Genomic DNA, 13,574 nt, shown 5'->3' on the forward strand with positions numbered 1-13,574 from the left:
GGCAACGAAGGAGTGACCACGTGCGTACGTCCATCGCCACCGTCTCGCTGAGTGGATCTCTGACCGAGAAGCTCACGGCCGCGGCCAGGGCCGGGTTCGACGGGGTGGAGATCTTCGAGAACGATCTGCTCGCCAGTCCGCTCGGCCCGGAGGAGGTCAGGGCGCGGACGGCCGACCTGGGTCTGACCATCGACCTGTATCAGCCGATGCGCGACATCGAGGGCGTGCCGCAGGAGGAGTTCGCACGCGGACTGCGCCGGGCGCGGCACAAGTTCGAGGTCATGGAACGGCTGGGCGCGGACACCGTCCTGGTGTGCTCCAGCGTCTCGCCGCTCGCGGTGGACGACGACGAGCTCGCGGCCGATCAGCTGCGCCAACTCGCGGACCTGGCGCAGGACTTCGGTATCAGGGTGGCGTACGAGGCACTCGCCTGGGGCCGCCATGTGAGTACGTACGACCACGCCTGGAACATCGTCGCGGCGGCGGACCACCCCGCTCTCGGCACCTGCCTGGACAGCTTCCACATCCTCGCCCGCGGGTCCGACCCCAAGGGCATCGAGGACATCCCCGGCGAGAAGATCTTCTTCCTGCAGTTGGCCGACGCGCCGCTGATGGCGATGGACGTCCTCCAGTGGAGCCGCCACTACCGCTGCTTCCCCGGCCAGGGCGGATTCGACCTCGCCGGGCTGCTCGGGCACGTGACGCGCGCCGGATACGACGGGCCGCTCTCCCTGGAGGTCTTCAACGACGTCTTCCGCCAGGCCGAGGCGGGACCGACCGCCGTCGACGCCCGGCGGTCCCTGCTCGTGCTCCAGGAGGAGACCGGACTCGCCGCCCCGCCCGAGCCCGTGGTCCCCACCGGCGTGGCCTTCGCCGAACTCGTCACCCCCGACGTCGTACCCGTCTCAACGCTCCTCGCCGCCCTCGGCTTCACCCGCACGGCCAGGCACCGCAGCAAACCGGTGGACCTCTGGCAACAGGGCGAGGCCCGAGTCCTGGTCAACACCGGTCCGGCCGCCCGGCGCGACGGCACCGCGCTCGCCGCCATCGGCCTGGAGTCACCGGACCCGGCGGGCGCCGCCCGGCGTGCCGAGTCCCTCCTCGCGCCCGTACTGCCACGCCGCCGAGCCCTGCGGGACGCGCCCCTCGAAGCGGTGGCCGCGCCCGACGGCACCGAACTGTTCTTCTGCGCCACCGACCGGCCCGGACTCCCCAGCTGGACCGGCGACTTCGAGCCCGTCGAGCACGGCCGGGACCCGCGACGGCTGACCCGCGTCGACCACCTGGCCCTCACCCAGCCCTGGCACCAGTTCGACGAGGCCGCCCTCTTCCACCACAGCGTCCTGGGGCTGAGCGCCCAGGAGAGCGTCGACGTGGCCGACCCCTACGGCCTGCACCGCAGCCGCGCCGTCACCAACTCCGACGGCACCGTGCGTATCGCCCTCTCGGTCGGACCGGCCCCCAGCGACGAAGACGCCCGCGCCCAGCACATCGCGTTCGCCACGGACGACGTGGTCACCGCCGCCCGACGCTTCCGCGAGGCGGGCGGCCGTCTCCTGGCGATGCCCGCCAACTACTACGACGACCTCGCCGCCCGTTTCGAGTTCACCGACGAGGAGCTGGCCGCGTACCGCGAACTCGGCATCCTCTACGACCGTGACTCCGACGGCGAGTTCCGGCACTGCTACACGGAGACCGTCGGCCGCGTCTTCTTCGAACTCGTCCAGCGCGACGGGGGTTATCGGGGCTACGGCGCGCAGAACGCCCCGGTGCGGCTCGCCGCGCAGCACGCGGTGCGACCGGGGCGTTGAGGCGCGCCTCCCGCGAAGTGACTCAGTTCCCCCTGGTGTTCCATTCGGCGATCACCGGTCGTCCGTGCTCCAGCGAGAGCCGGCTGACCGTGCCGGTCGCGAGCTGGAACAGGCGGCCGTCCGCTGCGGGAAGCCCGAGGCGGCGCGCGGCGAGGACCCGCAGGAAGTGGGCGTGGGCCACCAGGACCACGTCACCGCTGTCGAGTGCCGTCCCGACGCGGGTCAGGACGCGGTCGGCGCGCCTGCCCACCTCGGCGGGCGACTCGCCGGGGTGCTCCGAAGGGCCCGGCGCGACCCCGTCGTTCCACAGATACCAGTCGGGCCGGGTGCGGTGTATGTCGACGGTCGTGACGCCTTCGTACGCGCCGTAGTCCCACTCGTGCAGCTCGGGATCGGACACCGCCCCGTACAGGCCGGCGAGTTCCGCGGTGCGTATCGCGCGGCCCAGCGGGCTGGTGAGCGCGAGGGCGAAGGTCCGGTCGGCGAACAGCGGGGCGAGGGACTTGGCCTGTTCCTCGCCCCGCTGGGTGAGGGGCAGGTCGGTCCAGCTGGTGTGCCGGCCCGACACGCTCCACTCGGTTTCGCCGTGGCGGACCAGCAACAGGTCCCCCATGGCGGTTACTTCGCCGACTCGACTGCGTGGCCGCCGAACTGGTTGCGCAGCGCCGCCACCATCTTCATCTGCGGCGAGTCCTCCTGGCGGGACGCGAACCGCGCGAAGAGGGACGCGGTGATCGCGGGCAGCGGGACGGCGTTGTCGATGGCCGCCTCGACGGTCCAGCGGCCCTCGCCCGAGTCCTCCGCGAAGCCGCGCAGCTTCGCCAGGTGCTCGTCGTCGTCGAGGGCGTTGACGGCGAGGTCGAGCAGCCAGGAGCGGATGACGGTGCCCTCCTGCCAGGAGCGGAAGACCTCGCGCACGTCGGTGACGGAGTCGACCTTCTCCAGGAGCTCCCAGCCCTCGGCGTAGGCCTGCATCATGGCGTACTCGATGCCGTTGTGGACCATCTTGGAGAAGTGGCCGGCGCCGACCTTGCCGGCGTGCACGAAGCCGAAGTCGCCCTCGGGCTTGAGCGCGTCGAAGACCGGCTGGACCTTCGCGATGTTCTCCGCGTCGCCGCCGACCATCAGGGCGTAGCCGTTCTCCAGGCCCCACACGCCGCCGGAGACGCCGGCGTCGACGAAGCCGATGCCCTTGATGCCGAGTTCGACGGCGTGCTTCTCGTCGTCCGTCCAGCGGGAGTTGCCGCCGTCCACGACGACGTCGCCGGGTGACAGCAGGGCGGCCAGCTCGTCGACGGTGGACTGGGTCGCGGCACCGGCCGGGACCATCACCCACACCACACGCGGGCCTTCGAGTTTGCTCACGAGTTCGCTGAGGCTGCTGACGTCGGCGAGGTCGGGATTGCGGTCGTAGCCGATGACGGTGTGGCCCGCGCGGCGGATCCGCTCGCGCATGTTGCCGCCCATTTTACCGAGGCCGATGAGTCCGAGCTGCATGTCGTTCACTTCTTCCGGAGAGTGCGGTAGGCGGCCACGAGGGCGGCGGTGGAGGAGTCGAGGCCGGGAACGTCGGCGCCCTCGGTGAGGGCGGGTTCCACGCGCCTGGCGAGGACCTTGCCGAGTTCGACGCCCCACTGGTCGAAGGAGTCGATGTTCCAGACCGCGCCCTGGACGAACACCTTGTGCTCGTAGAGGGCGATGAGCTGGCCGAGCACCGAGGGGGTCAGTTCGGCGGCCAGGATGGTCGTGGTGGGGTGGTTGCCGCGGAACGTGCGGTGCGCCACCTGCTCCTCGGGTACCCCCTCCGCCCGCACCTCGTCCTCGGTCTTGCCGAACGCGAGGGCCTGGCCCTGCGCGAAGAGGTTGGCCATCAACAGGTCGTGCTGGGCCTTGAGTTCGTCACTCAGCTCGTCCACCGGATTGGCGAAGCCGATCAGGTCGGCCGGGATCAGCTTGGTGCCCTGGTGGATGAGCTGGTAGTAGGCGTGCTGTCCGTTGGTGCCGGGCGTGCCCCACACCACCGGGCCGGTCTGCCACTCCACCGGATGCCCGTCGCGGTCCACGGACTTGCCGTTGGACTCCATGTCCAGCTGCTGCAAGTAGGCGGTGAACCTGGACAGGTAGTGCGAGTACGGCAGCACGGCGTGCGACTGGGCGTCGAAGAAGTTGCCGTACCAGATGCCCAACAGGCCCAGCAGCAGAGGTGCGTTGGACTCGGCGGGCGCGGTGCGGAAGTGCTCGTCGACCAGGTGAAACCCGTCGAGCAGTTCACGGAACCGGTCCGGGCCGATCGCGATCATCAGGGACAGGCCGATCGCGGAGTCGAACGAGTACCGTCCGCCGACCCAGTCCCAGAACCCGAACATGTTCGCGGTGTCGATACCGAAGTCCGCGACCTTCTCGGAGTTCGTGGACAGGGCGACGAAGTGCCTGGCCACGGCGGCGGAGTCGCCGTCGAGACCGGCGAGCAGCCAGGTCCGTGCCGAGGTCGCGTTGGTGATGGTCTCGATGGTGGTGAACGTCTTCGAGGCGACGATGAACAGCGTCTCGGCCGGGTCGAGGCCCCGTACCGCCTCGTGCAGGTCGGCGCCGTCGACGTTGGAGACGAAGCGGACCGTCAACTCGCGGTCGGTGAAGGCGCGCAGAGCCTCGTAGGCCATCGCGGGACCGAGGTCGGAGCCGCCGATGCCGATGTTGACGACGTTCCTGATGCGCCTGCCGGTGTGCCCGGTCCACTTGCCGGAGCGGACCTGCTCGGCGAAGTCGGTCATCTTGTCGAGGACCTCGTGCACGGCGGGGACGACGTTCTCCCCGTCGACCTCGACGACCGCGTCCCGCGGGGCGCGCAGCGCGGTGTGCAGTACCGCGCGGTCCTCGGTGACGTTGATCCTCTCGCCCCGGAACATGGCGTCCCGCAGCCCGAACACGTCGGTGGCGGTGGCCAGTTCCTGGAGCAGGGCGAGGGTCTCGTCGGTGATCAGGTGCTTGGAGTAGTCGATGCGCAGGTCACCGACGCGCACGACGTAACGCTCCGCGCGGGCGGGGTCGGCGGCGAACAGGTCACGCAGGTGCGGGTGCAGGAGCGTACCCGCGCGGTGGTCCTCCAGGGCCACCCACTCGGGGCGCCGAGTGAGCTTGGGGGAGTCAGGCATGACTGGGGGTCTCCTTGGTGCCCTCGGCCCGCAGGGCCACGGCGTACATCTCGTCCGCGTCGAGGCGGCGCAGTTCCTCGGCGATCAGTTCGGAGGTGGAGCGCACCTTCAGGGCCAGGGTGCGGGAGGGCTGGCCGGGCAGGGACAGGGTGGCCAGCGGGCCGTCGGGGCGGTCGATCACGATCTCGCCGTTCTTCGTGCCGAGCCGCACCGCGGTCACCACGGGTCCCGCGGTGACGACGCGCTCGACCTGGACCTTGAGCCGGGCCTCCAGCCAGCGGGCCAGCAGCTCGGCGCTCGGGTTGTCGGCCTCGCTCTCGACGGCCGCCGAGGTCACCTTCGTACGGGACTGGTCGAGCGCGGCGGCCAGCATCGAGCGCCACGGGGTCAGCCGGGTCCACGCGAGGTCGGTGTCACCGGGCGCGTACGAGGCGGTGCGGGCCTCAAGGGCGCGCAGCGGGTTCTCGACGGCGTACATGTCGGTGATGCGGCGCTGCGCGAGGGCGCCCAGCGGGTCCTTGACGGGGTTCTCGGGCGCGTCCACCGGCCACCACACGACGACCGGCGCGTCGGGCAGCAGCAGCGGCAGGACCACCGAGTCGGCGTGGTCGGTCACCTCGCCGTACGTCCGCAGCACGACCGTCTCACCGGTGCCGGCGTCGGAGCCGACGCGGACCTCCGCGTCCAGGCGGGAGTTGGTGCGGTCGCGCGGGGTGCGGGCGACCCGCTTGATGACGACCAGGGTGCGCGAGGGGTGCTCGCGCGAGGCCTCCTCGGCCGCCTTGATGGAGTCGTACGCGTTCTCCTCGTCGGTCACGATGACCATCGTGAGGACCATGCCCACGGCGGGAGTGCCGATCTCCCGGCGTCCCTTCACGAGCGCCTTGTTGATCTTGCTTGCCGTGGTGTCGGTGAGGTCGATCTTCATGGCCTGCGCCAGCTCCGTCCGTCTCGTGCGAGCATCTCGTCGGCTTCCTTCGGGCCCCAGCTGCCCGAGGGGTACTGCGCGGGCTTGCCGTGCTTCTCCCAGTACTCCTCGATCGGGTCGAGGATCTTCCAGGACTCTTCCACCTCCTGGTGACGGGGAAAGAGATTGGCGTCGCCGAGCAGGACATCCAGGATCAGCCGTTCGTACGCCTCCGGGCTGGACTCCGTGAACGACTCGCCGTAAGCGAAGTCCATCGTGACGTCCCGGATCTCCATCGACGTACCCGGCACCTTCGATCCGAAGCGCACGGTCATGCCCTCGTCCGGCTGGACGCGGAAGACGATCGCGTTCGCGCCCAGCTCCTCGGTGGCGGTCGAGTCGAACGGGGAGTGCGGGGCGCGCTGGAAGACGACGGCGATCTCGGTGACCCGCCGGCCCAGGCGCTTGCCGGTCCTGAGGTAGAAGGGGACGCCCGCCCAGCGGCGGTTGTCGACCTCCAGCTTCACGGCCGCGTAGGTGTCGGTCGTCGACGCGGGGTCGATGCCGTCCTCCTGGAGGTAGCCGCGCACCCGCTCGCCGCCCTGCCAGCTCTCGGCGTACTGGCCGCGCACGGTGTGCTCGCCCAACTCCTCCGGCAGCTTCACGGCCTTGAACACCTTGAGCTTCTCGGTGAGCAGCGACTCGGCGTCGAAGGCGGCGGGCTCCTCCATGGCGGTCAGCGCCAGCAACTGGAGGAGGTGGTTCTGGATCACGTCACGGGCGGACCCGATGCCGTCGTAGTAACCGGCCCGGCCGCCGATGCCGATGTCCTCGGCCATCGTGATCTGGACGTGGTCGACGTACGACCGGTTCCAGACGGGCTCGTACATCTGGTTGGCGAAGCGGAGCGCCAGGATGTTCTGGACGGTCTCCTTGCCGAGGTAGTGGTCGATGCGGAACACCTGCTCCGGGTCGAACACCTCGTGCAGGATCTTGTTCAGCTCACGCGCGCTGGCCAGGTCGCGCCCGAACGGCTTCTCGATGACCGCGCGCCGCCAGGAACCCTCCGGAGCGTCCGCCAGCCCGTGCTTCTTGAGCTGCTGGACGACCTTGGGGAAGAACTTCGGCGGTACGGAGAGGTAGAAGGCGTAGTTGCCACTGGTGCCGCGCGAGGAGTCCAGCTCGTCGACGGCCGCGCGCAGCTGCTCGAAGGCCGCGTCGTCGTCGAAGTCGCCCGGGATGAACCGCATGCCCTCCGCGAGCTGCTGCCAGACCTCCTCGCGGAACTCGGTCCGCGCGTGCTCGCGCACCGAGTCGTGCACCACCTGCGCGAAGTCCTGGTCCTCCCACTCGCGGCGGGCGAACCCGAGGAGCGAGAAGCCCGGCGGGAGCAGACCGCGGTTGGCGAGGTCGTAGACGGCCGGCATCAGCTTCTTGCGCGACAGGTCGCCGGTGACGCCGAAGATGACGAGACCCGAGGGGCCCGCGATCCGGGGGAGCCGGCGGTCCTGCGGGTCGCGCAGCGGGTTCGACCAGTCGAGGTCGGCGGAGACCGTCTCCGCCTCGCTCACCGCGGCCGGTTCCACGGCCGGGTCACCAGGTCCCGCCGGCGTGGCGGACGCAGCCTGCGGGGCACCACCGGGAAGCGCTTCACGCTTGCTCATTCCCCCTCAACTCCCTTGCCGCGCAGCGAGGTCGCCACCGCGCCGAGCAGGTCCTCCCAGGCCGCCTCGAACTTCGAGACGCCCTCGTCCTCCAGCTGCTTCACGACCTCGTCGTAGGAGATCCCGAGTGCCTCGACGGCCGCGAGGTCGGCGCGGGCGCGGTCGTAGCCGCCGGTCACCGCGTCGCCGTGGATGTCACCGTGGTCGGCGGTGGCGTCGAGGGTCGCCTCCGGCATGGTGTTGACCGTGCCGGGCGCCACCAGCTCGTCGACGTACAGGGTGTCCTTGTACGAGGGGTCCTTGACGCCGGTCGAGGCCCACAGCGGGCGCTGCCTGTTGGCCTGCGCCGTTTCGAGGGCGGCCCAGCGGTCGGAGGAGAAGACCTCCTCGTACGCCTCGTAGGCGAGCCGGGCGTTGGCGAGCGCGGCCCGGCCCTTGAGGGCGAGCGCCTCGTCGGTGCCGGCCTTCGCAAGCCGCTTGTCGATCTCGCTGTCGACGCGGGAGACGAAGAAGGAGGCCACCGAGTGGATGACGGAGAGGTCCAGGCCGGCGGCCCGCGCCTTCTCCAGGCCCGCCAGGTAAACGTCCATGACCTCGCGGTAGCGCTCCAGGGAGAAGATCAGCGTGACGTTGACGCTGATGCCCAGGCCGATGACCTCGGTGATCGCCGGGAGGCCGGCCTTCGTCGCGGGGATCTTGATCATCACGTTCGGACGGTCGACCAGCCAGGAGAGCTGCTTGGCCTCGGCGATCGTCGCGGTGGTGCGGTGCGCGAGACGGGGGTCGACCTCGATGGAGACCCGGCCGTCACGGCCGCCGGTCGCGTCGTACGCCGGACGCAGCACGTCGGCGGCGGCACGGACGTCGGCGGTCGTCATCATGCGGACGGCCTCCTCGACGCTCACGCCGCGGGTGGCGAGGTCGGCGAGCTGCTCCTCGTAGCCCTCTCCCGAGCCGATCGCGGCCTGGAAGATGGAGGGGTTGGTGGTGACGCCCACCACGTGCTTGTCCCGGATGAGACCGGCGAGGTTGCCGGACTCGATCCGCTTGCGCGAGAGGTCGTCGAGCCAGATGGAGACGCCTTCCTCGGAGAGGCGCTTCAGGTTTGCCGCGGGTGCGGTTGCTTCGGTCACAGTGATCATCTTCCTTCGTGCGATCGGATTAACCGCGGAACGCGGCCAGCGATTCCCGGGCGGCGGCGACGACGTTGTCCGGGGTGAACCCGAACTCGGCGAACAGGGTCTTGGCGTCGGCGGAGGCGCCGAAGTGCTCCAGCGAAACGATTCGCCCGGCGTCCCCGACGTACCGGTACCAGGTCAGGCCGATGCCCGCCTCGACCGCCACGCGGGCCTTCACGGACGGCGGAAGCACCTGCGCGCGGTACTCGGCGGACTGTTCCTCGAACCACTCCACGGACGGCATCGACACCACCCGCGTGCCCACTCCCTCGGCTTCCAGCCGCTCGCGCGCCTCGACGGCGAGCTGCACCTCGGAACCGGTGGCGATGAGGATGACGTCGGGCGTGCCGGTGGTGGCGTCCCGCAGGACGTAACCGCCCTTGGCGGCGTCCTCGTCGGGCTCGTACGTCGGCACGCCCTGGCGGGTCAGCGCCAGGCCGTGCGGGGCCGGGTTCGTGGAGTGCCGCTTGAGGATCTCGGCCCAGGCGATCGCCGTCTCGTTGGCGTCGGCCGGGCGGACGATGTTGAGGCCGGGGATCGCGCGCAGCGAGGCCAGGTGCTCGACCGGCTGGTGGGTCGGGCCGTCCTCGCCGAGGCCGATGGAGTCGTGCGTCCAGACGTACGTCACCGGGAGCTGCATCAGCGCGGAGAGGCGGACGGCGTTGCGCATGTAGTCGGAGAACACCAGGAAGGTGCCGCCGTAGATGCGGGTGTTGCCGTGCAGCGCGATGCCGTTCATCTCGGCGGCCATCGAGTGCTCGCGGATGCCGAAGTGGACCGTTCGGCCGTACGGGTCCGCCTCCGGCAGCGGGTTGCCGGCGGGGAGGAAGGAGCTGGTCTTGTCGATGGTCGTGTTGTTCGAGCCGGCGAGGTCGGCGGAGCCGCCCCACAGCTCGGGGAGTACGCCGCCGAGCGCCTGGAGGACCTTGCCCGAGGCGGCGCGGGTGGCGACGGACGTGCCCGCCTCGAAGGACGGCAGCGCGGACTCCCAGCCCTCGGGGAGCTGACCGGCCACGACGCGGTCGAAGAGCGTGGCCCGCTCGGGGTTCGCGGTGCGCCACTCGGCGAGCCGCTTGTCCCAGGCGGCGTGTGCCTCGGCTCCTCGGTCGAGGGCCTGGCGGGCGTGGGAGAGGACCTCGTCGGCGACCTCGAAAATCTTCTCCGGGTCGAAGCCCAGGACGCGCTTGGTGGCCGCGATCTCCTCGGCGCCGAGCGCCGAACCGTGCGAGGCCTCGGTGTTCCGCGCGTTCGGGGCGGGCCACGCGATGATCGTGCGCATCGCGATGATGGAGGGGCGCGCGGTCTCGGCCCGCGCCTCCCCGAGCGCCGTGTGCAGCGCGTGGACGTCGATGTCGCCGTCTTCCGAGGGCGCGATCCGCTGCACGTGCCAGCCGTACGCCTCGTACCGCTTGAGCACGTCCTCGGAGAACGCCGTCGCCGTGTCGCCCTCGATGGAGATGTGGTTGTCGTCGTAGACGAAGACGAGGTTGCCGAGCTTCTGGTGTCCGGCGAGGGAGGAGGCCTCGGCGGAGATGCCCTCCTCCAGGTCGCCGTCCGAGACGATCGCCCAGACGGTGTGGTCGAAGGGGGACTCGCCCTCGGGGGCCTCGGGGTCGAAGAGGCCGCGCTCGTAACGGGCGGCCATCGCCATGCCCACGGCGTTGGCGACACCCTGGCCGAGCGGACCCGTCGTCGTCTCGACGCCCGCGGTGTGGCCGTACTCCGGGTGGCCCGGCGTCTTCGAGCCGTGCGTGCGGAACGCCTTCAGGTCATCGAGTCCGAGTTCATAACCTGAAAGAAAGAGCTGGGTGTAGAGCGTCAGCGAGGTATGGCCGGGGGAGAGGACGAAACGGTCGCGGCCGGTCCACTCCGGGTCGGCGGGGTCGTGCCGCATCACCTTCTGGAAGAGCGTGTACGCGGCCGGGGCCAGGGCCATCGCGGTGCCGGGGTGGCCGTTTCCGACCTGCTGCACGGCATCGGCCGCCAGCAGACGGGCGGTGTCCACGGCACGCCGGTCCAGCTCGGTCCACTCGAATCCGTCGGAGAGGTGACCCGGGGTCCCCGGGCTCTGCTGCGTGCTCATCTTCAAGAAGTCCTCGATAAGAGCGGGTAACTGCTCTGACGCGTTCAAACTTAAAAGTCTGACTTTTGCCGGGAAAGGTGCCCCTGTGTCAGCCTTCGGTGAAAGTGGGACACGCAGTACCGGATCGAGCCGGCGCGAGAGGGACATGACCGACAGAAACACCCAAGACGGGGCCGTGGGCGAAGGCAGGGGCAGCGGCGGGGCCGGGACCGAGGGCAGGCCCGTCCTCGGAGCCGGTCACCGCTCCGAGGACGGGATCAGGACCTTCCCGTTCCCCGCGGACCTGAGCGTCTCCGGCGTCGGCATGCAGATAGGGGCGATGGGGACCGGCCGCACCTGGCACGCGGAGGCGCCGCTGGAGCGCGTGCACCGCATCGACTTCCACGTGGTGATGCTGTTCCACGCGGGACCCGTACGGCACATGATCGACTTCGCCGAGTACGAGGTCTCCGCGGGCGACATCCTGTGGATCCGCCCCGGCCAGGTGCACCGCTTCACCGGCGACGACCACCAGGGCATCGTCCTCACCATGCAACCCGGCTTCCTGCCGCGGGCGACGGTCGAGGCGACCGGCCTCTACCGCTACGACCAGCCGCCGCTGCTGCGCCCCGACCCGGCCCAACTGGCCGCCCTGGAGCACTCGCTCGCCCAGCTGGAACGCGAGTACGTCGACACGACCACGCTGCCGCTGAGCCTGCACACCTCGGTGCTGCGGCACTCCCTGACCGCGTTCCTGCTCCGCCTCGCCCACCTCGCGGCCAGTTCGGCGAAGGCGGCCGGCGAGCAGAGCGACACCGCGTTCACCCGCTTCCGGGACGCGGTGGAGAAGGGGTTCGCCACCAACCACAGCGTCAGCGCGTACGCCGACGCCCTCGGTTACTCCCGCCGCACCCTGGTCCGCGCGGTCCGCGCCGCCACCGGTGAGACCCCGAAGGGCTTCATCGACAAACGGGTGATCCTGGAGGCCAAGCGCCTCCTCGCCCACACGGACATCCCGATCGGCCGTATCGGCGTCGCCGTGGGCTTCCCCGACTCCGCGAACTTCTCCAAGTTCTTCCACCAGCACACGGACGCGACCCCGGCGGGGTTCCGGGCGGAACTGCGCTGAGGGTGCGGGGCGCGCGGAGAGGGGCGGACCTCGCGGCCCGCCCCTCCGTCGGTGCTGATCGGCTAGTGCCCGGTCAGCGGCCGAAGTTGAACCAGTTGACGTTCACGAAGTCGGCCGGCTGGCCGCTGGTGAAGGTCAGGTAGACGGTGTGTGTGCCGGTGACGCCGCTGATGTTCGCCGGGATGCTCCGCCAGCTCTGCCAGCCGCCGGTGTTGGCGAGGGCGAAGCTGCCGATGGGGGTGCTCGTACGGCTGTCCAGGCGCACCTCGACCAGTCCGCTCACTCCGGAGGACGCGCCGCTCGCGACCCGGGCGACGAACTGGGTCGCCGCCGTGGAGCCGAAGTTGACGCCGTCGAACTGGGCCCAGTCGCCGTTGCCGAGCGCGCTCAGGTTCTGGCCGCCGCCCGAGTCCGTGGTCGACTCGGTGCCCACGCCGCCCTGGGCGTTGTACGACTCGGCCTGGATGGCGCTGTAGGCGTCACGGTTGCCGGTCGGCGGCGGGGTGGTACCGCTCCCACTGGTGAGAACCTGGACGTAGTCCACCACCATCGGACGCCCCGGGACCGTCGCCGCGTCGGGTCCGCCGCCGAACGCGTCCACGAAGCCGCCGCCCATCGCGACGTTGAGGATGATGAAGTAGCCGTGGTTCGTGGCGTTCGTCCAGGTCGTCGCGTCGACCTGATTCGCCCTCACCGTATGGAAGTTGACCCCGTCGAGGTAGAAGCGCATCTCCTCGACGCTGGTGGACTTGTCCCACTCCACCGCGAAGGTGTGGAAGCTCGTCTGGCAGGTCGCGCAGGGGGTGGAGCCACCGATGCCGGTCGTCTCGTTGCACGGGCCGCCCGGGGAGGTGCCGCAGTGCATGGTGGCCCACAGGGTGCCCAGGCCCTGGACGTTCTCCATGATGTCCAGCTCGCCCACGCCCGGCCAGTTCCAATAGTTGCCGCGGAAGGGCGCGCCCAGCATCCAGAAGGCGGGCCAGTAGCCCCGGGCGGCCGCGCCGGTCACGTTCGGCATCTGGATACGGGACTCGACGCGCAGTTTGCCGCCCGCGGGGGGCTGGAAGTCGGTGCGTACCGTCTCGATGCGGCCCGAGGTCCAGTTGCCCGAGGCGTCGCGCAGCGGGGTGATGCGGAGGTTGCCGGAGCCGTCGAGCGAGACGTTGTTGGTGCTCGACGTCATCGTCTCGATCTCGCCGGTACCGAAGTTGGCGGGTCCGCCGGGATAGCTCGTACCCGTCGTGTACTGCCAGTTGGCGGTGTTGACGCCGGTTCCGGCGGCGCCGTTGAAGTCGTCGACGAAGACCTGGGACCAGCCGGTGGGCGGCGGGGGAGCGGTGGCGCTCGCGGGAAGGGTGGCGGCGGTGGCGGCCGCGGCCGTCACGGCGAGTGTGCTGAACGCGGCCACGAGCAGCCGCCGTAACGGGCGGCGTCTGCCTGGAGCGCCGGGTGTGCCGGAGGGTTCACGCATGGGTGCCTCTTCGGGTACGGAGTGGGGATGGGCGGGTGCGTGCGGTGTCGGGTGAGCGCGCTGTCACCTGGGAGCGATGGGGCTGCGGGTGGTGCGGTGGGGGGTGCTGTGGGTGGGGCGCGAGTGCTGCGGTGGGGGGTGCTCCGGATGGTGCGGGGGAAGTGCTCCAGGTGGCGCTTCGAGCGAGTGTCGAGCGCCTT

At 70.4% G+C, this 13,574-nt stretch carries 10 protein-coding genes; 2 read left to right on the forward strand and 8 right to left on the reverse strand.

What is annotated here, in order from left to right:
• The first annotated feature begins 20 nt into the window (after nucleotides 1–20).
• On the forward strand, nucleotides 21–1,811 hold the full coding sequence (locus ACIP79_RS32725; protein WP_401229013.1) for a bifunctional sugar phosphate isomerase/epimerase/4-hydroxyphenylpyruvate dioxygenase family protein: 1,791 nt from the start codon (nucleotides 21–23) through the stop codon (nucleotides 1,809–1,811).
• A 22-nt stretch (nucleotides 1,812–1,833) separates the two neighbouring features.
• Here ACIP79_RS32725 and ACIP79_RS32730 read toward each other — a convergent pair whose 3' ends face one another.
• From ACIP79_RS32730 to tkt, 7 genes are read right to left on the reverse strand one after another with little or no spacing between them, the layout of a single operon-like run.
• The gene (locus tag ACIP79_RS32730; protein WP_401229015.1) at nucleotides 1,834–2,424 is read right to left on the reverse strand and encodes a histidine phosphatase family protein; all 591 of its coding nucleotides are present in this window, start codon (nucleotides 2,422–2,424) and stop codon (nucleotides 1,834–1,836) included.
• Nucleotides 2,425–2,429: 5 nt separating this feature from the next.
• The gene (gene gnd, locus ACIP79_RS32735; RefSeq protein ID WP_401229016.1) at nucleotides 2,430–3,308 is read right to left on the reverse strand and encodes a phosphogluconate dehydrogenase (NAD(+)-dependent, decarboxylating); all 879 of its coding nucleotides are present in this window, start codon (nucleotides 3,306–3,308) and stop codon (nucleotides 2,430–2,432) included.
• 5 nt (nucleotides 3,309–3,313) lie between these two features.
• Nucleotides 3,314–4,963 (reverse strand): glucose-6-phosphate isomerase, encoded by a 1,650-nt coding sequence (gene pgi / locus ACIP79_RS32740; protein WP_401229018.1) that lies wholly within the window; start codon nucleotides 4,961–4,963, stop codon nucleotides 3,314–3,316.
• A complete protein-coding gene (gene opcA, locus ACIP79_RS32745; protein WP_401229020.1) occupies nucleotides 4,956–5,891 on the reverse strand; it encodes a glucose-6-phosphate dehydrogenase assembly protein OpcA in 936 nt (311 codons plus the stop codon). Before opcA ends, pgi begins: the two co-directional genes overlap by 8 nt.
• Nucleotides 5,888–7,534, reverse strand: coding sequence for a glucose-6-phosphate dehydrogenase (gene zwf / locus ACIP79_RS32750; protein ID WP_401229022.1), 1,647 nt, complete (start codon nucleotides 7,532–7,534; stop codon nucleotides 5,888–5,890). The genes opcA and zwf overlap by 4 nt, the downstream gene beginning before the upstream one ends.
• Nucleotides 7,531–8,676 carry a transaldolase gene (gene tal, locus ACIP79_RS32755; protein ID WP_401229025.1) on the reverse strand — a complete coding sequence of 382 codons (1,146 nt, stop codon included), beginning with the start codon at nucleotides 8,674–8,676 and terminating at the stop codon, nucleotides 7,531–7,533. The genes zwf and tal overlap by 4 nt, the downstream gene beginning before the upstream one ends.
• Before the next feature lie 19 nt (nucleotides 8,677–8,695).
• On the reverse strand, nucleotides 8,696–10,795 hold the full coding sequence (tkt, locus tag ACIP79_RS32760; RefSeq protein WP_401229027.1) for a transketolase: 2,100 nt from the start codon (nucleotides 10,793–10,795) through the stop codon (nucleotides 8,696–8,698).
• A gap of 145 nt (nucleotides 10,796–10,940) precedes the next feature.
• On the opposite strand from tkt, the gene ACIP79_RS32765 reads away from it, so the two are divergent.
• Nucleotides 10,941–11,903: a helix-turn-helix domain-containing protein gene (locus ACIP79_RS32765; RefSeq protein WP_401229031.1), complete on the forward strand. Its 963-nt coding sequence runs from the start codon at nucleotides 10,941–10,943 to the stop codon at nucleotides 11,901–11,903.
• A 73-nt stretch (nucleotides 11,904–11,976) separates the two neighbouring features.
• Here the strand turns inward: ACIP79_RS32765 and ACIP79_RS32770 are convergent, their stop codons facing one another.
• Nucleotides 11,977–13,374, reverse strand: a complete 1,398-nt coding sequence (locus tag ACIP79_RS32770; RefSeq protein ID WP_401229033.1) for a glycoside hydrolase family 16 protein — start codon at nucleotides 13,372–13,374, stop codon at nucleotides 11,977–11,979.
• Nucleotides 13,375–13,574 lie beyond the last annotated feature (200 nt).

The organism is Streptomyces sp. NPDC088747 (assembly GCF_044751025.1).
In the GTDB taxonomy this organism is placed as follows: domain Bacteria; phylum Actinomycetota; class Actinomycetes; order Streptomycetales; family Streptomycetaceae; genus Streptomyces.